This window comes from Brevibacillus jepli (genome assembly GCF_047229145.1).
Classification (GTDB): domain Bacteria; phylum Bacillota; class Bacilli; order Brevibacillales; family Brevibacillaceae; genus Brevibacillus.
The window spans coordinates 124845-142717 of the sequence record NZ_JBFEFW010000016.1; the positions used below are offsets into that span (position 1 = coordinate 124845).

At 43.7% G+C, this 17873-nt stretch carries 18 protein-coding genes; 1 reads left to right on the forward strand and 17 read right to left on the reverse strand.

Annotated features, from left to right (window positions below):
- Positions 1-68: 68 nt before the first annotated feature.
- The 12 genes from AB1L17_RS18510 to AB1L17_RS18565 form a co-directional block, all read right to left on the reverse strand.
- Positions 69-752: a hypothetical protein gene (locus AB1L17_RS18510; protein ID WP_412846425.1), complete on the reverse strand. Its 684-nt coding sequence runs from the start codon at positions 750-752 to the stop codon at positions 69-71.
- A gap of 14 nt (positions 753-766) precedes the next feature.
- Positions 767-1021: a hypothetical protein gene (locus AB1L17_RS18515; protein ID WP_412846426.1), complete on the reverse strand. Its 255-nt coding sequence runs from the start codon at positions 1019-1021 to the stop codon at positions 767-769.
- A 226-nt stretch (positions 1022-1247) separates the two neighbouring features.
- On the reverse strand, positions 1248-1697 hold the full coding sequence (locus AB1L17_RS18520) for a hypothetical protein (protein ID WP_412846427.1): 450 nt from the start codon (positions 1695-1697) through the stop codon (positions 1248-1250).
- Positions 1698-1816: 119 nt separating this feature from the next.
- Positions 1817-2329 carry a hypothetical protein gene (locus AB1L17_RS18525; RefSeq protein WP_412846428.1) on the reverse strand — a complete coding sequence of 171 codons (513 nt, stop codon included), beginning with the start codon at positions 2327-2329 and terminating at the stop codon, positions 1817-1819.
- Positions 2330-2377: 48 nt separating this feature from the next.
- Positions 2378-2944, reverse strand: a complete 567-nt coding sequence (locus tag AB1L17_RS18530) for a hypothetical protein (RefSeq protein WP_412846429.1) — start codon at positions 2942-2944, stop codon at positions 2378-2380.
- A 239-nt stretch (positions 2945-3183) separates the two neighbouring features.
- Positions 3184-4452 (reverse strand): hypothetical protein, encoded by a 1269-nt coding sequence (locus tag AB1L17_RS18535; RefSeq protein WP_412846430.1) that lies wholly within the window; start codon positions 4450-4452, stop codon positions 3184-3186.
- A 253-nt stretch (positions 4453-4705) separates the two neighbouring features.
- Positions 4706-5305 (reverse strand): hypothetical protein, encoded by a 600-nt coding sequence (locus AB1L17_RS18540; RefSeq protein ID WP_412846431.1) that lies wholly within the window; start codon positions 5303-5305, stop codon positions 4706-4708.
- A 560-nt stretch (positions 5306-5865) separates the two neighbouring features.
- On the reverse strand, positions 5866-6183 hold the full coding sequence (locus AB1L17_RS18545; RefSeq protein WP_412846433.1) for a hypothetical protein: 318 nt from the start codon (positions 6181-6183) through the stop codon (positions 5866-5868).
- 285 nt (positions 6184-6468) lie between these two features.
- Positions 6469-8712, reverse strand: coding sequence for a Rab family GTPase (locus AB1L17_RS18550; RefSeq protein ID WP_412846434.1), 2244 nt, complete (start codon positions 8710-8712; stop codon positions 6469-6471).
- A gap of 330 nt (positions 8713-9042) precedes the next feature.
- Positions 9043-9522 (reverse strand): 23S rRNA (pseudouridine(1915)-N(3))-methyltransferase RlmH, encoded by a 480-nt coding sequence (gene rlmH / locus AB1L17_RS18555; protein ID WP_412846435.1) that lies wholly within the window; start codon positions 9520-9522, stop codon positions 9043-9045.
- 4 nt (positions 9523-9526) lie between these two features.
- Positions 9527-9769 (reverse strand): CxxH/CxxC protein, encoded by a 243-nt coding sequence (locus tag AB1L17_RS18560; RefSeq protein WP_412846436.1) that lies wholly within the window; start codon positions 9767-9769, stop codon positions 9527-9529.
- Positions 9770-10344: 575 nt separating this feature from the next.
- Positions 10345-11577, reverse strand: a complete 1233-nt coding sequence (locus tag AB1L17_RS18565) for a S1C family serine protease (protein ID WP_412846437.1) — start codon at positions 11575-11577, stop codon at positions 10345-10347.
- A 278-nt stretch (positions 11578-11855) separates the two neighbouring features.
- On the opposite strand from AB1L17_RS18565, the gene AB1L17_RS18570 reads away from it, so the two are divergent.
- Positions 11856-12092 carry a hypothetical protein gene (locus AB1L17_RS18570; protein ID WP_412846438.1) on the forward strand — a complete coding sequence of 79 codons (237 nt, stop codon included), beginning with the start codon at positions 11856-11858 and terminating at the stop codon, positions 12090-12092.
- On the opposite strand, the gene AB1L17_RS18575 is transcribed toward AB1L17_RS18570, so the two are convergent.
- From AB1L17_RS18575 to yycF, 5 genes are read right to left on the reverse strand one after another with little or no spacing between them, the layout of a single operon-like run.
- Positions 12087-12875 carry an MBL fold metallo-hydrolase gene (locus AB1L17_RS18575; protein ID WP_412846439.1) on the reverse strand — a complete coding sequence of 263 codons (789 nt, stop codon included), beginning with the start codon at positions 12873-12875 and terminating at the stop codon, positions 12087-12089. The two genes, AB1L17_RS18570 and AB1L17_RS18575, sit on opposite strands and share 6 nt — an antisense overlap.
- A gap of 43 nt (positions 12876-12918) precedes the next feature.
- Positions 12919-13692 (reverse strand): two-component system regulatory protein YycI, encoded by a 774-nt coding sequence (locus AB1L17_RS18580; RefSeq protein ID WP_106656840.1) that lies wholly within the window; start codon positions 13690-13692, stop codon positions 12919-12921.
- Positions 13679-15064 (reverse strand): YycH family regulatory protein, encoded by a 1386-nt coding sequence (locus tag AB1L17_RS18585; protein ID WP_412846440.1) that lies wholly within the window; start codon positions 15062-15064, stop codon positions 13679-13681. The genes AB1L17_RS18580 and AB1L17_RS18585 overlap by 14 nt, the downstream gene beginning before the upstream one ends.
- On the reverse strand, positions 15061-16884 hold the full coding sequence (gene walK / locus AB1L17_RS18590; protein WP_412846441.1) for a cell wall metabolism sensor histidine kinase WalK: 1824 nt from the start codon (positions 16882-16884) through the stop codon (positions 15061-15063). Before walK ends, AB1L17_RS18585 begins: the two co-directional genes overlap by 4 nt.
- Positions 16881-17591: a response regulator YycF gene (gene yycF / locus AB1L17_RS18595; protein WP_412846442.1), complete on the reverse strand. Its 711-nt coding sequence runs from the start codon at positions 17589-17591 to the stop codon at positions 16881-16883. Before yycF ends, walK begins: the two co-directional genes overlap by 4 nt.
- Positions 17592-17873: the final 282 nt, after the last annotated feature.

Here is a 17873-nt window from a genome sequence, read left to right on the forward strand (position 1 = left end):
GGGGAATGTGCCCCTTTGCCAAAGTCCCGTAGATACTTATATATAGACAGATTTTCACAAGCCTTATCCTATACACCCGAATTTGAAAGTGATGCAAGGTAGTAAAACAATCTTTCAGCTTGTATTACATTTGTTCCAGCCCATTCTACGATAATCTCATTTTTCTGGACTTCAACTGAGATAGGCTTCTGCTCCAATCGTTCGAGGAACTCGAGAATTTGGTTTTTCCAAATTTCTTTAGCATCAGCTGGTAAATCGACTATGTGCAAACCCCTAAAGGAATCAATTCTTGAACGAATTCTGATTTGCTTCATGTCGTCCAGAAGATTTTCAATTGGGACAGGCCGGATATAGTATGGTTTGCATGGAAATGTAGCCTTCTCATGATGCACTACCAGTTGAAGAATAACTTTTGCTTCAAAGTAGATATCTACAGACAATTTACTCACTAAATCAGCAAAGAGATCGATCAGCTCTTTTTCAGAGTGAACCCTAACCTGCCCAGTGAATTCGAAAACTGCTTTTACACTTTCTTGGTAGTTCTCGGGAATTACAATTGCTTTCGGAACGTGGTTTGTTCGGTAGAAGTAGTTTCGGAACTCTTTTATGTCTTCAGGCGTTGAAAAGCAACCTTCCAAAAGACACTCGAACCCTGTAACTACTAATTCACCTTGTTTTAAGTTTTCATCAAAAGCTATAAATTCAGCATGTGTTAGTGGAACTGTACTTAGTACCGAGATACTTTGTTTCATTAGTCGACCTCACCCTAATATTGAAAATTCCCTTTATTTGTTGAGTTCATTGATGTTACCGTTTGCGTTAGATATTCATAGAGCTTATCTCCATATGATGCATCCTTGAACTCCCATGAAATATTAATGGCGTCGTCTTGGACTTCAATGGAAGCTGGTTTTTTATCGAGTTTTTGAATATATGAAGAGATATGATTGATCAAAACGGGTTGCTCACCGTTTGGGATGTTTGTTATTTTTATGTGAATCATCTTTATTACTTTAGTCATGGGTTTACCCTCCGCTTATTAATGGTCTAGGGTGACTGGAAGTAACATGGTGTAAATTGGAGTGGTGAGTTGCCGCTCACCACTCGCTACTCCCTCTAATGAGCATTGATGGAGTCCGATGTTTTCAACTTTCGCCTGGAAAATTTTTTGTCTAATTAGCGAGTTTTGTCAGTTAGGCGGAAAGAATGAAAAGTACCCTCTTTGCCTGAAAGAAAATCTTGAGAAGCTATTCTTCATCGTCACAACTAAAATCATTAACATCTTCGTCTAATTGGTTAATCATGAATTGCAATTGAAAATCCATAACTTCCAGATGCGTCAATCGTTCTTTGATTTCAGGTCCAAATTTGTCTGTAACTGCGTTTACATCATTTAGAGTAATAACCGTATCCCCTTCGTAAGCTTCGCAATGGTAAGTGATTATGCCGTTTTCAATTTCTACATTGTGGAGCGTTGAAGCTACTCTCTTTATCTTTTCTGTAAGAATTTCACGTTGTAATTCATCCTGTGGGTCCTGAACAAGAATGCGATAGTAGGGCATAAAGTATGCTAAAGTGTCTACATACTCCAATCCAAGCCAGAAGTTAAATTTGATTTTGTATTCTTTCACGAAATCTTCGATGAATTTTTCAGCGCCTTCGACTCCATATTTATTGATCAGAACAGAAATTTTCATACGGAAATTACCCCTTCTCTAAACTAAATTTATATCCAGAAATGTTTTGCTTGGAGTAGTGAGATTGCTGCTCACCATTCCGATATTAAAAGGCAATATTCTCGTCTGGTATTCTGGTATTAACGCACTGTTAGGGCTTCTACTTTGTATTCAGAGTCAATGCCAAGTAAATTGTTGTGAACGATAGGCAAAAAAATGTGTTTCTTTATATAGTCATCTCCATAGGTAGTAGGGTCAGTCATAATCATCAAACTTATGTCTTCAACCATAAGCAGCTCGTTAAGACTAATAAATTGCTTTGCGTTATTCTTAATAGTGTGCTGTTGATCCAGAGTTAAATTTTTTACGTTTATAGGTTGGGTTAGCATCCAACTTGCAAAAACCCCCGTCGCAGTCTTTTCAACAGATGTTGCATATCTTATATTTTTTAGAATACAAGCAGTCTTTTGCAGTACCGAATCTTTTAATTCACCTTCACCGAGTTCACTAAATTTATTACCGTCGTATCCATTAATCTGAGCAAAGACCTCTACCAGATACTCATTTCTATTGATAACCTCACTTGTTATCTCTTCAGCCAGCATATTACCCAGTATCTCTAATTCATTTTTTTCTTTGTTTGCATTTTGCATTAGCGTACCCACCTTTTTGTAATTTGGTAAAACTTATTTAGATTATGATTAGTCAACAACGACTGAATTTTCTGGAATCCAGAAGGCCAATAGTGAATCCTCGCTCTTACTAAACAGGCGGACAGACAACCACTCTGAACCATCGACCTGGGCACGAACGACATTCACATCATTCCCCCATAAATTAAAGAACACTTCGTTAATCTCTTTTTCTAGTGCCAATTGAATTGTATCAAGCAGGGTGAAATCGCCATCAACATAGACATGCTCAGCAACACGTTTAACCGCAAAGTCCAATGCCTGTTCTAACTGAGTTACATTTTCAGCCAAACAATAAATAATTGGAAGTTCACACGTTATTTCGTGGAAAGTAGTGTCTGCTTTAATAGTAGCTACAGGATGATGGCAAATTGCTACCGATTTAACTCTATACTTGTCCACCCTAGCATTGACGGTTTTCGTTACACACTCAATCTGATGGTCGACATAAGAAAGTACAGGGAGAGCCTCAGTTATCCAACTCGTTGATACACGAGGGTCACCATCGAGCATTTCGTATGAGCGTTGCTCTACTTTACATTGAACTTTGATGGTAAATTTAACTTGTTTTTTCATTGTAGATCCTCCAAAATGGTTACCGTTCCTTACGTATCTACCTATTTCGTCTGCATGTGCCCCGGGTTGCACTTGAAACTAAATAGGCGTTTTGCGTCGACGGTACTTTGATCAGTTGTCCGTGAACAACTTACAAGTATTATCATAAAGGTAATCACTTTCGGGTTTTTATATCGTCCAACATGTTTTCCTAAGTTGGACAATATACAAAAGAGAAGGCACATAATGTACCTTCCCTCTCATTTTTCCGTGTTGGATTTCAAATTCGGAGCAACCAGTTGCGCAAAGAAAGAACTTGAAGCACGATCATATTTCTTTGAATGCTCTTTTACTCGTGCACAGAAGTTTAGATAATCTTGTTGCATTGCCCTTAAAATCTCTGGATCACCCTGCAAGAATTCATCCTCATGTTCAAGCTGCTCTAGCTCTTCCTTACAGTAACTTATCGTATCAAGTAGCTCTTGCCGACGTTTTTCCTTTGCCGCTCTTCTTTCCTCGTCTAGTTCTTCTCTTGAAAATTGAACTTTACTTTCTAGTATGCGAGCGATATTTGATTCAGCTGTTTGTTCACGATATTTGCAACGCTTGATATTGTTTATTATATTGGACAAATGTTCTTTATGTTCTTCAGGTATGTTTATCAGTTGTTCGTACATCAGATCATACCATTGCCTGTCATCCTCTGGACTATATTTACCTTGAGATTCATTGGGACTAAAAGCAGCCAATATTTCTTGACTTTTTTTATGATCCTTTGATGATGTACTAATAATTTTAGCTTTAAGTAAAAAATTGAGTAGTTCGTTTAAGTCGCTTACTTTTTGATATTGACTCAAATAGTCTTCTTCTTGAAATAGTTGCTTAATAAGTTCTTTGCTTTGTCCACTTTGTTTTGACTTTAGATACATATCTTTAAAAATATTCTCATTTTCGTTCTTATACTGCCTCTTTGCTAAATTGAGCATATAATTATTTGTAAATGCATTATAAATCCATTCGTCTAGTTGTTTATAAATTGCGACCATTAGATCAGGTCGCTCTTTTTGTGTAATTATTTGCATAGCACTAATAAATTCAGCTAGTTTCTGGGCGATGTCGGATAATACATACCGTTCTTTTAAGGTATTCTGATATGCAAGATGAGTTTTAATTTCGTGTTGGATATAATCTGGGATCTCCTCTATATTTTCAAGCAATTGACTGTAATATTCAGTAATTTCGTCCAACATTATGTTTTCTATTTGTCGATTTCGTTGATAAAATGGATGATTTTCATTTGGTGTAAATAAAGCCTTAAAAACAGGGTACCATTCCCATTTAAACTGAAACTCTGTGTTAGGATTGTTCGGGTCTGTTTTAAATGGGTTTTCTCGAGACACATCATATCCGTACATCTCGCAAAAACGAGCAAACTTGGTATGAAAACTACTCCTGCTTTTCTGATTAACCTCATGTAAATACTCCTTCAGTGTAACATCAGCTAGCCTTTCTTTTTTCCCTTTAGCCAAGAATTTCACCCCAAAAATTAGTGCATTTTTCTTTGTAATTCACAAAAAATTATCGTCACTTATGGTGGTCCCCCTTACACGCATAACGGCTAAATTTCCCCCATTGTTCCACTGACAAACCCTTATCAAAATAAAAACCGCCAGACGAAAGAGATCGTGCTGAGCGGCGGCTTGAATTTGCCAAAAGATCCATTTCAACAAATACAGTAACAAAGGTTTGATAACATAACAATCGTAATGCTTCCTTAAGTATTTATTGAGGTCTTAAGCTTATCCGAAGTATACCACCCTTTTTTTCTTCTGTATTGAGTGACTTCTTTTCGTTATAAAAATCTCTAAAAGCTTTCTCGATGAAATCATTTTGGGATTCTTCCTCTCTTCGAAGCGAAATTTCATCCACCAGTTCTAAGGATCTTAAGCCTTCATTAAATGACTTAATTGCATCATGAATATTGTCAGCCTGATAAAGGATTTTTTTGTTGGAATAATATGCGTCAGGGTGAGCTGACTTATGCCGATACTCTCGCATCTCACTTAAGATTTCATTAGCTTTTTCTATCCTCTTACTAGAATCAATCAGTTCAGCCAACTTTTTTAAGTCTTTAACTTTCGTTTCCGCGGCGTATATTTTTGATGCTTTTGTTAAGGTATCAAAGATTCGAGTTGCATAACCGTTCAGCTCATCATTTAAGCGACTAATCTTCCGGCGTCTATCCTTTTTTTTCGGCAAATTTAATGCAATTTCGATGTCCTTTAAAAAATCTATTTCTCGTTCTCCAAAATCTCCATCAATTTTTTTGAGCTGAGCCATAATCTTAGTCATTTTCTTTTTGTCTTCTTTGATTTGCCCCATTTCATTTAACCTCCTATTAATCTGAATTAAGGATCGTAAATAGAGACGGTTTTCCAAATCGATACATATCTTTCTCGATAGGATCTCTTTCGATGATTCTCTGAATGAACAAGTTGTTTAATGCTTTAGAAACGGAAGACTTGTCCATGTACAATTCTGCACATATTTTCTTTTGAGACACCCTTGAGAATTCAACATCATCTAATTGGGTTAACAAATAAAGGAAAACCCGATAATCTTTTTTCGATAGGTCCTCGTTACAAGCAACTTCATTCAGGAATGACTTCGATACTTTAACGGATTTAACTTTTTGATCGACTAAATAGATATGCTAACACTCCTTCACATGGTTTCAAATAAGGAAACCAAATATCACTATAAAATTACAACAAATATTGAAACCATATTATGTTATGAACAATTGTATCAAAGGATTTTCCACAAATCAATCACCGAATATCAACGGTTAAAATTGAAATTAAACTTCATTTTAGAAAGATAGAAATCGCTCCCGAGCTATCGCTGTACCTGTTTTCGGCATAGTTATCCTTTTTTAAACCTCATCTATTAGTAAACGTATCCTTGCCGCTAATCATATTGGATTCATTGAACTGCAGGAGCAGCGAAAAAAGCAGGTCTGCGTTGGAACACAGCTGATCTGCTATGCCGAACATCTTTGACGAGAACGAAGTCCAGTCGTACTCCTTGGAAACAGCCGGTGCCACCCTGGACCGCGAAGTCGGTACGGCCTTCACCCAATGCTTCCCGAACATCATGAGAAACTCGTCTAATTCCCATATATTACCTCCCCCCTCTTTGACGGTAGAAAGCAGCGTTTGCAGGAACATAGAAAAATCGATGATATCCTCTAGGCTCATCGGATTCCGCTTCGATGATTACTTTTTGCTCCGGAACGCAATTAATTTTTCCACAATGGCCGTACTTCCACTACATTGCTTGCTGTATGTCGTCTTAACCAATCTTCTACCGGTCATTTCTCACTATCGTACTTGGACACGTATTCACCAAAGTTCCCAGTGATGGTTTTGGCAATCTATTCGATTTATTACTTGATCAGTGTAGACACACGATTCTACCCCCATTAACTAAATAATAAAGGCCCTTCTGAATTCACAGAAAGGGCCGCAATGATAGCAATGACCTTAAACCATTCTACCACCTTTTAACGTAATAGCATTTTTGACTAGTTGTCTAATTGCTGTTAGGTACTCATATGATAGCGTAGTAGCAACCTCACCTGGAATCGGAGCAGCCTGCTCATAAATTCTCTCGATGTGATATATCCGTTCTATAGTCGATCCTCTTCCACTAAGGTCAAATGCATTACCCCAAGGAGTCAATCGGTCAATCCATAGCCGTTCTATAGTTAAATCAAATAATTTTGAATGAATCTCTCGCGCGATACGATCTACCGCTATTTTCTTCTCGTCGTTGGAGATGTTTCCCGGAACCCATCGGATAGGCTGATTAAGATATACTCTTATATGCTCCATTAACCGATCTTTTAACTCTGATACCGGCCGAAGGTTATCATATTCCCCATCATCGTATTTATATGCGAGTCGTCGGGTTAAGGCTTTAATTCTTGTCCAATGTTGTGTTGGTTCATTTGACGAACTTACTTTTCCAAAGCGTCCTTTCCATATATCATGGAACTTCTTTGTTGCATTTTGAACGGCAATAATTAGATTCGCCTCATCATAGTAAGGTATACCATCAGATATTTCTTCAACAAACATACTTGTTTCAAGAGCCGCAACTAAACTTTTCAGTTGCTCAACAGTATGGCTCTCGTTATCTTGGATAGCCTGATCCAATTTCTCCAAGTAATAAGATCGTTCTGATAACAAAATATCCAGATTCACAGCGGCTTCATAACCCAAGGATTCTCTTATATTAGTTACAACTTGGTTTAGAGATGCTGCCACATGGTTTATTCGTTTTTTTCTGTTTGGTAAGTTATCTCCTTTAAGCTCATCGAGATGAGTAAAGCAAATTCGAAGTTTTGAGATATGTCCGCTAGCCACCAGTTCCTTGATTACTGAAAACGACGCTGCTTGCATTGGCTGTTTAGCACTGTCTACGAGCAAAATTGCATCACATACTTCGAACTTTCTTGAGGTTTGAGACGGCAGACTACTCGCTGTCGTTACTGTATGACCAATACCTTGGCCATCAATTAGCACTAATCTTGGCACGACGTTGTTATACCATTTTGGCATAAATGGCCCTCTGACCCTAATACCTTGGACAAGAGGAGTCAAAAGTTTCCCGAATTGAGGAGCATAGTTACTAGACAATCTTCTGACATTCTCAATGAACAGAGTTCTGTCCTTAGTGCTGTATTTCCAAGTAACGGGCCATTGATCGCTATCATATTGTAAATCTCCATCTCGTAGTAACTTGAATCGTTCAGCCATCTCATCAAGCATTTCATCAACTAGAGAATGGAATTCCTTCATTTGTCTGAGTTCTTCATCAAAAATTTCCTCAAAGGCTGTCTTATCTTCCGAATTTAGAGAATCGGGATTAATATTGAGTTCCTTTACTAATTGATCTTTTACTTTTTTACTCACAGAGGCAAGTTCATTTACTTGGGCAAGGTAACCTTTAATTACAGCTAAAAATTTAGCTTTTTCCTCTGAAGTTACTCGATGCTCATCTGGCAGGAACTCTTCGTCTTCGTCTTCGTCTTCATCCTCATCATCCATATCTAAGCTAGGGTCTCCTAGCACATAGAAGAATCGAAATCGCTGCTCGCTATGTTCAAGCAATCGCGTAGAGACGGTGTCTCCATCCATACCATTTACTTTAGCCAAAACTGCTGCCATTACACAGTCTTCCAAATGCAATCTAATTTCTCTTTGCTCGAAGAACGTGACAATCACTTCGTAATCACCATGAGAACAAATCACTTCAATGTCTGAGACAGTTGTTTTGTTCGGTGATGTTGATGGAAACCTATCCTTTGTCGGGTCTGAACCAATAAGTTGACGAAGTAATGTAGTTTTCCCCGCCCCCGTCGAACCGACTAATAGGACCTTTGCGTAATCTTGATCGGCACCTGGCAGTGGCAAATGATTCTCTCTCAAGCTAAAATAATCAGTATTCTGGGGTTCTAAGCAATCATAAAAAGCGGCCACAATTTTTTCATCAAAACGTAAAAGGGCAAAATTCTTTGCACTAAGGTCCCAGAAAGAATTATCCTGTAAGATTTCATTCATTTGATCTACCAATCGTTGTGCCACAACCTCATCAGTTGTACCTAGGCCTCTTCTTATTCGAAGCCCAACCTTACCAGTCGGATCTTTTCGAACCGGATGCCTAAATACAATTGACCATGATTGCCTTCCGGCACCCTTAACCTTGCTCGCTGTGTAACGCACTCCAACACCTCCAAATGTATTCCAGAAGTTATTCAGTTGTGTTCCTGTGTATGTTTATTTGTATCCCATTGTTACACGGTACCTTTTAACTGTCAAGAATTTTTTTCCAGAACACTTTGAGGTATGTTACAGTTGCCCAATCTAAATGGTAATCGAGTATTTACAATAAGTGTTTTCATCCATAAAGCAAAAGACCCTTCTGCATGGGTTGCAGCAGGGTCAGCGATCCCTTTAAACAAGTATACCGGGTTTCACCAATTCCTTCCCCGTCCCACCCGCTCCAGCCTCATTAAATGCCTCTACGCCCTTCCAGTATGGAAGAATTATCCGTCACTTATGGTACGGTTCCCCCCGACTAATCCGAAACGCCCGATAAACCTGCTCAAGCAGCACCAACCGCACCACCTGATGCGGAAACGTCATCTTCGAAAACGACAACAACACATCCGCCCGCTTCAACACCTGATCGGACAACCCCAACGACCCACCAATCACAAACGTCACCTGACTGCGCCCATGCAATGCCAGTTTGTCCATCTCCGCAGACAGCTTCTCCGACGACCACATTTGTCCATCAATCGCCAGCGCAATCACATACTGATCCTGCTTGATCTGCGCCAGAATACGCTCGCCTTCCTTGCGCTTCACCTGCTCCATCTCCGCCACACTCATCTCTTCCGGCGCCTTTTCATCATTGACCTCGATCACTTGCAGCTTGCAGTAAGCAGACAGACGCTTGCTGTATTCATCAATGCCCTCACGCAAATATTTCTCCTTCAGCTTCCCAACCGTAATAATCGAAATTTGCATGACCCTACATTCCCTTCTCTTTCAAAAGCGCAATCTGCCCAGGCTCCCCACATTCCCGACAACGCTTGTCTACTCCATCGCCCTCAATCGCCTGTGCTGCATACGTATCCGGCGCCGTCTCAAAATCGTTTACGTAATCATCCAACTCCTGCTCCAAATGCTCCATGCAAGCAAACCGCACCGGATACTCCACCAACAACTCAACTTCCTTACCTTCTATATGAATACTCTTCATCTTCATGTCCATATCGAATGCCTCTTTTCCGTACAATTAATGTCGCTTCCTATTCTACCCCAGAACAGCAACAAAACAAATGAATCCACCAAAAAGACATCGATGAGTTTACAAACGTAAGCCTCTGTATTTTATAGCTTTTATTTTTAAAGCCTCGACCGACCGTTAAAAGCTGTAGAGAAAAAAAGAAGAAAACGGTGAAAGTCTTTGGGATACCAACCGAAGCGCAATGGAAAAAGGGAAACCTGCCTTTAGCGTCCACCTCTGAGACTCTACGTAGCTACGCGACTTTTGACGCGGGTTTACCTTTTTCCATGGAGCTGGGCAGAACCGCCTCACGGCAGGTATCCCAAGAACTTGAGCGTTTTCTTCTTTTTTCTCTCCTCCACCAAAAGCCCGTCCGACGAACAAAAAAAGAGAGCGCCGTATCAGCTCGACGCTCTTAGAAGGGATCTATTAAAAAATAGATAGAGGGGGGAACTTCAGATACTGCATATATGCAAACGGGACAAAGTGCATCCCGGAATTGCCAGTCAGGGTTTGTTTCCTTCACATGCCTGCCCTCAAATGGGCTTGGTCAGTGCTTCTTACTGCTGTGGCGGTGCCGTCAGTTTCACTTTGGCAGTCTTCTGAATACCGTCACGATAGTACGTAACCTCCATCGTATCGCCCGGCTTTTTGCTCATCGTTAAGTATTTGCGCAGCTGAGCGCTGTTGGAAATGTCCTTGTTGTCCAGCTTGACGATGACATCGAATTGTCTCAAGCCTGCTTCACCAGCTGGAGAGAATTTGCCTACCTCTGTTTGCACGACAACGCCGGCTTTCACACTGTCAGGCAGATTCAAGGTTTCTTTCCATTCGTATCGAGGTACATTGGCCAAGTCGAGTGGCTGCACACCGAGGTAAGAACGTTCCAGCGTGCCTTTTTCCATCAGCTGATCCACGATCACTTTGACATCATTGATCGGGAGGGCAAAACCTAACCCTTCGACACCTGCTTTGGAAATTTTCAAGGTGTTAATCCCAATAACCTGACCTTCTATGTTAACGAGCGCACCACCACTGTTACCAGGGTTGATCGCTGCGTCTGTTTGAATGACGTCCAGCTCCCAGTCATCCTGACCATCTTCGTTAAAGTCCATTGGCATGGAGCGTTCCTTGGAGCTGATGATGCCTTGTGTGACGGTCCGGGAGAACTGCATGCCCAGTGGGTTCCCGATGGCAATTGCTGGTTCGCCCACCTGTAAGGTAGAAGAATCACCGAACTCAGCAACGTCCGTAACCTTGGAGCCGTCGATTTCCAGTACGGCAAGATCGGTGTAACCATCGGCGCCGACCACTGTCGCTGGTACTTTTTCACCTGATGGCAGGGCAACCTCCAGCTTTTGCGCTTTTTCGATGACGTGGAAGTTGGTCACGATGTAGGCTTTTCCGCCCTTTTTCTCAAAGATGACACCAGAGCCTTGGCCCTGCTCTACATCCATCGTATTCTGCATCCAGCTGTTTCTGCGCTGACCGATGTTGATCACTCCAACAATCGCATTCTCCACTTTTTTCACCGCGTCTACTGTACCTGATCCTACATTTACAGATACTGGCTTAGCAAACAGGCTAGAAGCGGAGGAATTGCTGCTTAGCGCATTTTCTGTTCCCGGTTTAACCATATTAATATATCCAGCATTGGAGAGAGTCGGCAGCGTGAGCAGGACGACCATCCCCCCAATCACCGCGGACGTCACAGAAGTCACGACCAGACGACCAATTCCAGAACCGCGTTGTTTTTTTCGCTCCACGTGAGTTAAATCATCATAAAAGCCCATGATTCATACTCTCCTTTCTATCTTCTACCATTACTAGCTTTACAGGTTTTTGATACTCGTATACACATTTACATGCGCCGTAATTGGTTTGCATGATTGCTTCGTTGAAGTCTGTTTCCTTTTGACACCCTTAGTATACGACCCGCTTTCGGCAAAATGGCGTGAGAATTATGGAAAGGTTGTGGAATAGAAAAAAGCTCCCGGAATATTTCTCCGAGAGCACGGATATGATAGATTAAAAGCTTTTTCTAACAGACCAAATGAAAGGATTGATAGACTTGAAAGAAGTCCACCTCATCGCTAAGCTGGCCGACCTCCAGGAAGTAGACTACCACAATACGCTTGTCCTGCATGCCCTTATCGAGCTGCTGGTTGCCAAAGGACTCCTTACACATGACGAGCTGTCTGTCAAAATGAATGAGCTCGATACACAATTAACCTTCCATATCGATACGTACGCGAAGCTCACAGAACGCATCGCCAGTCGTCAAGCGGGGATCAATCCCATCTCATAGCTCTTCCAGCTTGGTAGGGCGATCCGGATACGTATCACGCAGGTGCACATCGTCGCCGACAGACAGCCCCCGTTCCTCCAAAATGTTTTTGACCGTCAGTCTGGCCAAATCAATCATATTGTTTTCCTTACTCAAGTGGGCGAGGTACACGCGCTCTGCCCCACCTGTCAAACAATCCAGCAAGGCATCGCCTGCCGCTTCGTTGGACAAGTGCCCCACATCGCTCAAGATACGTCGCTTGATGCTCCACGGATACTGAGACATACGTAACAGCTCGACATCATGATTGGACTCGAACACGTATGCATCTGCTCCACGAATCGTCTCTTTAATCCGATCACTGACGTATCCCAGGTCAGTCGCGACACTGAGCTTTTTCTTGCCTTGGTAAAAGCAGAAGCCCATCGGCTCGGCGGCATCATGCGAGATTCCGAATGACTCGATGCCCAAGTCCTCTAGCTCTTTCTTTTCCCCTACAGAAAAGAACCGTCGCTGATCTTCCTTGATCGTCCCAATTTGTCCGTCCAGCTCAGACCATGTCTTTTCATTGGCGTAAATCGGCAATCCATATCGTCGTGCCATAACGCCAACCCCTTTGATATGGTCGACATGCTCATGGGTGACAAGTATAGCGCTGAGCTCAGCTGGATTGACGCCAATGGTCTCCAGAGCGGCTTCTGCTTGCTTTCCTGTAATCCCTACATCGATCAATACGGAAACACGGTCCGTAGCCACGTAAATGGCGTTTCCCGTGCTCCCGCTTGCCAACACACTAAATCTCACCGAACATCCCTCTTCCCGTATCATTCCCAGGCTGTCTATCTATTTAGCGCTGCGTTACCATCGGACGCTCCAGAGCACCCGTAATCGCGTTAACAAAATGCCACTTGCCATCGTGAACCACGCGCCATACAGGGACCAGCGTCTGAATATCCGCATCATAAGAACCGTAATAACCCAAGCTCACATTCTCAATTCGTTCCCCTGGCGAGATAATTTGCTTGTCCACCAGCGAACGTAGGGCCGCATAACCGGAGATCACCTGTCGTTCCCCCTGCTGCTTGCGAAGGTGGAAAAAGGTCTGCCTGTAGCCGAGTATCGTCCCATTATCCAGATACATTTCCAAAGGAGCGACGAATACTGGCATTTTATCATAGACCTGCCAATACAAAAGTCGCGCTTGATTCGATTGATACGGATCGGCTACGTACTGATCTGAATAAATCAGCCGCGGACCAATTTGACGCAAGAGCTCCTGAGGATTCAGCTGACCACGAATCTGCATCGGTGGGTCCAGCTTGGCAGCCAACGCCATCTTTTCTACTGTCGCCTGAAGGCCAGATATCTCATGCAAGGAAATCGGATTAATTCCGATGTACTCCGCATCCAAATTGGACATTTCCGGTGTATCCTGCGGCACTTCCGTATCCAATGTGATATTTTGCTGGTTTAAATACAGCTCGGTATTCCATTTTTCGCTCTGGGCCACTTCCTTGTCATTCCACAGACTAATGCGCGTCACGTACACCTGATACAAGAGAAACAAATCGAGGAGAAGAAAGGCCCAGATCAGAATCGTCTTGGTCCTACTCCAATCCATGCGCCTTCCCTCCTCCCTGATTGGTCTGCGCAGAAATATACAAGGTCGCTTGATTCGCCAATTCCACAACCCAAATCGGCATCAGGTCTACGTACCCTTCGCCTACTTTGGTATGGTAAGCCAAATACGCATTGGTTACTTTTTCTGTATCAGCCAGCTTTTTGTCCCGGATATGCTGATATAGCTCCGGCCCAGACATGACCGTCCACTCTTTATTGTCGATATACTTGTCCAAATCGAGCAGCGAGCGGCTCATCGTCACAACCTGTCCCGCTTCAGAAGTAATCTGGATCGTGTCGATTTGCTTCTCTTCCCCTTCACTGATCAAGGGATACGCCCCCAAGTACTGGCGGAACGTGATCAAGTCTTTTTCATTGTAGCTCTTCTTGATTCGTTCAAAATGGTACTCATCGAGCCAGCCTAAGTGCTTATTCATGAAAGTAACCGCACTCTGCACCTTTTCTTCGTCAGACAGCTCCTGATCCCGTTGCTGGTATGCAGGATCGGTAAACGTAATCGCCTGCTGCTCCGCCCTCAATTGGATCGATCTGCTGCCATCTGTGAAAATAACGGTTTTGTCCCGCTCCATGATTTGTCTGACAAGCGATTGATCGATAAAGTACGACTCGATCAGTCTTTCGGTGGTAACAGGTACATAGCTGTAGCGGAACTGCTGCATGCGCATCTGATTCTTGGGCAAATAATACGTACTCCACATCGGCGCAGGTCCCTCCAGATCCACGAAGCTTCGCTCTGGTTTGACGATTTTCATGATTTGCTCAGGCATTAAATCGCCAGAAGCCAAATACGACTCTCGCAAATCCTTTGGGCTGATCGATGATGTACGAGAACGCATCATTCGACCTTCCTCTGTCGACAAAAACAACGCGTAGACGACATCCTCGTCTTTTTCGTAGTACAACCACAATCGGTCAATCCCTTTCATCTGATTGTCCAACTCATCCCGAAAGGTTACCAGCCTACCCACGATTGACATGGGAACCGTGCTCCGAAAACGCACTTCCAAGCCCATCTTTTCCCGGGCAATATCTTCCCATTTCTCATTGGAGAGCGTGAGCGGAGAAAAATCGAGAAAGATCCATTTCGACATTTCTCGCACGATCAAGCTATATGGAGCATCGGTCGCTGATGCTTTTGTATGACGATCTTCCCCATAGTGAAAAACAACAGATTCTGGCGTAACGAGCTGTTCGAGTTGTTTTTCCTGCACCGGCTTTGACTGTGTGTACTCTGCTGGCTCGATAAATTGCAGGTTGGGTTGATTCGACCACAACATCGCTGTCAAAACAAAGCTGGCTAGCACTAGCAGATTGAGTAAGACGGTCTTGGCAGGCTCTAGCATCCGCTTCATCCCGTTTTTCCTCCTTGGGCAAATGGCACCCAGAACGTCACTGTCGTTCCCACGTTCCATTCGCTCGTAATCTCGATATCTGCACCGTGTGCCTGTACCAATTCGCGGGCAATCGCCAACCCCAAGCCCGTTCCTCCCTGACCGCGTGAACGCGCCTTGTCTACGCGGTAGAAGCGCTCAAAGATTCGCTTCAGGTCGCGACTGGGAATACCGATTCCTGTGTCCGTGATCGAGATTTGTACCCGCTTTTGCTTTTGGTTCTCTCTTGCCATGAGAATGACGGTGCCACCTTGAGGTGTATACTTGATCGCATTGGACAACAGATTATCCAATACTTGATTGATCGCATCCAGATCAATATAAACAGGCGCAAGCTTGCTCGGCATATCCACGCTGAGCTGAACCTCCTGTTGCTCACTGAACATGGAAAAACGATCCGCAGCATAGCGAAGCAATCGATTGATGTCCGCTTCCTTACAATGCAGACGCACTCCTTGCGAATCAAAGCGCGATAGCTGCAACAAATCGTTTACCAAGCGAATCATGCGCTCTGTCTCCGACGACGTGACCTTCAAGAACCGTTGGGACAGCTCAGGCTCTTCCACCGCACCATCCAGCAGCGCTTCCACGTAGCTTTTTATGGTCGTCAGCGGTGTCCGCAGCTCATGCGACACATTCGCAACGAATTCGCGGCGCTGCTGCTCCAGTCGCTGCTGCTCTGTAACATCGGCTACAACAGCAATGATCCCGCCCATTTTTTTGCTGTCCTGCTGTAAGGGAGTAAAGGTCACTCGCAAGATCACTTCTTCCTTGTTCGGCAGTGTCATCTCAATAAAAAGCGGTTCTTCCTGCGCATAGAGCGACATCTCGTCCTCTGGCGGCAAACCCAACAGATCATACAAGGTACGTCTTTTGAGAAGTACGTCAGCCATTTTCACCTGCAGCATGTCCTCTGCAGCCCGATTAAACAGGATGATTTGTCCATTGCGGTTAGCTGCAATCACACCGTCCGTCATGTTGCTCAAGATTCCCGCGAGCTTCTCACGTTCTTCCTCTTGCTGCAAAATCGCTTCCTGCAATCGTAAGGTCATATGATTAAAGGCCATACCGAGTTGGCCGATCTCATCATCGCTATAGACACGTACACTACTATTGAAATCCCCGTCAGCCACCAATCTTGCCTGGCGGGTCATTTCCTTCACTGGCTTTGTGATGGTTCGGGCCAGGACGACACCGAGCACTGCCGTAATCACCAATGCGATCATCGTACCTGTCGACAAGATGCCGTTCATTTTGCCGATCGTCGCATAAGTCCCTTCCATCGACGCGATCATGTAGACTGCTCCATATACGATCTGGTCGCCTTTTACCGGAAGAGCCAGTACTTTCACCCGCGCTCCCGTCTTCGGATCAATCCGCATCGATTCACTGCGTGTCCCGAGCAAGGCTACCGTCACCTCAGGCTGCGACGTCCGCTGACCGATCGTACTTTTATCTTCGGTCGTCGCAACCACCGTTCTTGTCTGATCGATAACCTGCACATTCGCCCCGTTGATTTTTACCAGGTTGTTGATGAGATTGTCGATGTCCTGGCGATTTTGTTCAGCGTTTGATTCCTTCCCGTCATGTGGGCGCAAATCGCTTTCTAGCAAACTCGCTAACAGACTAGCTTGTCCATTCAATGCCTCGGAAAAGTTGTTTATGTAGTAGCTCTCGACTTCCCGGGCAAAATAGGCGCTAATAAATTGCATCGCAAGCAAAATCAACAACATGTAAATGATGACCATTTTCCATTGAACGGTTTTGAACAGCCGCCTCATCCAGGCTGGCCTCCCATGCCGGGATTGCGCAGCGTATAACCCAAACCACGCCGCGTGATAATGTACTTCGGCTGGCTCGGATCATCCTCGATTTTTTCCCGCAAGCGTCGAATTGTCACATCTACAGTCCGCACATCGCCAAAATAGTCAAAGCCCCAGACCGACTGAAGGAGATGCTCACGCGTCAATACTTGTCCCTGATGGCGAGCGAGGTACACCAGCAGCTCGAACTCACGATGAGTCAGCTCTAATGCCTCTCCCACCTTTTCAACTGTATACGAATGCTGGTCAATCTCCAGCTCATGCACGCGCAGTACATGCTGGGTGTCCTTCTCCTCGACTTTCGGACGGTTACGGCGCAAATGGGCCTTTACACGGGCGACCAGCTCACGCGTACTAAATGGCTTGGTCACGTAATCATCTGCTCCCAATTCCAGCCCGAGGACTTTATCCAATTCAGAGTCCTTGGCTGTCAGCATGATGATCGGAATATCGTACGTCTGGCGAACAGCTCTGCATACGTCCATTCCATCTCTTCCTGGAAGCATGACATCCAATAAAATCAGATCCGGTCGTTCATCCTTAACCACAATAAGTGCCTCTTCACCATCATAGGCGCACACGACCTGATACCCTTCTTTTTCAAAGGTGAATTTCAAAATATCTGCAATCGGTTTTTCATCGTCTACTACGAGGAGTTTTGCCATCCTGCGCCCTCCTTTATTTGAAAATAGTACGTTCAAAAAGTCGGCTTTTCAGCACCGAGAAAATGGCGAGAACCTGACCTTATTGAAGGATTCCACTTCGATCGTTACTATTCCTCTACAATACACCATGTCCGCCATGTAAAGAAGGCCTTGCCATTCACTCCCTGCCAATCGAGTAGGAGGGGGTGACTAACCCCCGTCCTCTTCACACCACCGTACGTACCGTTCGGTATACGGCGGTTCATCTAAGTTTGACGTAAAAGAAAATACCTATCCTTAAGA

Coding starts and splice junctions, on each gene's coding strand:
- AB1L17_RS18515 (WP_412846426.1), bottom strand. CDS start 1,021: ATGACTAAAGTAATAAAGATGATTCACATAAAAATAACAAACATCCCA.
- AB1L17_RS18510 (WP_412846425.1), bottom strand. CDS start 752: ATGAAACAAAGTATCTCGGTACTAAGTACAGTTCCACTAACACATGCT.
- yycF (WP_412846442.1), bottom strand. CDS start 17,591: ATGGCAAAACTCCTCGTAGTAGACGATGAAAAACCGATTGCAGATATT.
- AB1L17_RS18530 (WP_412846429.1), bottom strand. CDS start 2,944: ATGAAAAAACAAGTTAAATTTACCATCAAAGTTCAATGTAAAGTAGAG.
- AB1L17_RS18565 (WP_412846437.1), bottom strand. CDS start 11,577: ATGGGCTTTTATGATGATTTAACTCACGTGGAGCGAAAAAAACAACGC.
- walK (WP_412846441.1), bottom strand. CDS start 16,884: ATGAGGCGGCTGTTCAAAACCGTTCAATGGAAAATGGTCATCATTTAC.
- AB1L17_RS18585 (WP_412846440.1), bottom strand. CDS start 15,064: ATGAAGCGGATGCTAGAGCCTGCCAAGACCGTCTTACTCAATCTGCTA.
- AB1L17_RS18560 (WP_412846436.1), bottom strand. CDS start 9,769: ATGGACATGAAGATGAAGAGTATTCATATAGAAGGTAAGGAAGTTGAG.
- AB1L17_RS18580 (WP_106656840.1), bottom strand. CDS start 13,692: ATGGATTGGAGTAGGACCAAGACGATTCTGATCTGGGCCTTTCTTCTC.
- AB1L17_RS18520 (WP_412846427.1), bottom strand. CDS start 1,697: ATGAAAATTTCTGTTCTGATCAATAAATATGGAGTCGAAGGCGCTGAA.
- rlmH (WP_412846435.1), bottom strand. CDS start 9,522: ATGCAAATTTCGATTATTACGGTTGGGAAGCTGAAGGAGAAATATTTG.
- AB1L17_RS18545 (WP_412846433.1), bottom strand. CDS start 6,183: ATGAGCCTAGAGGATATCATCGATTTTTCTATGTTCCTGCAAACGCTG.
- AB1L17_RS18540 (WP_412846431.1), bottom strand. CDS start 5,305: ATGGGGCAAATCAAAGAAGACAAAAAGAAAATGACTAAGATTATGGCT.
- AB1L17_RS18525 (WP_412846428.1), bottom strand. CDS start 2,329: ATGCAAAATGCAAACAAAGAAAAAAATGAATTAGAGATACTGGGTAAT.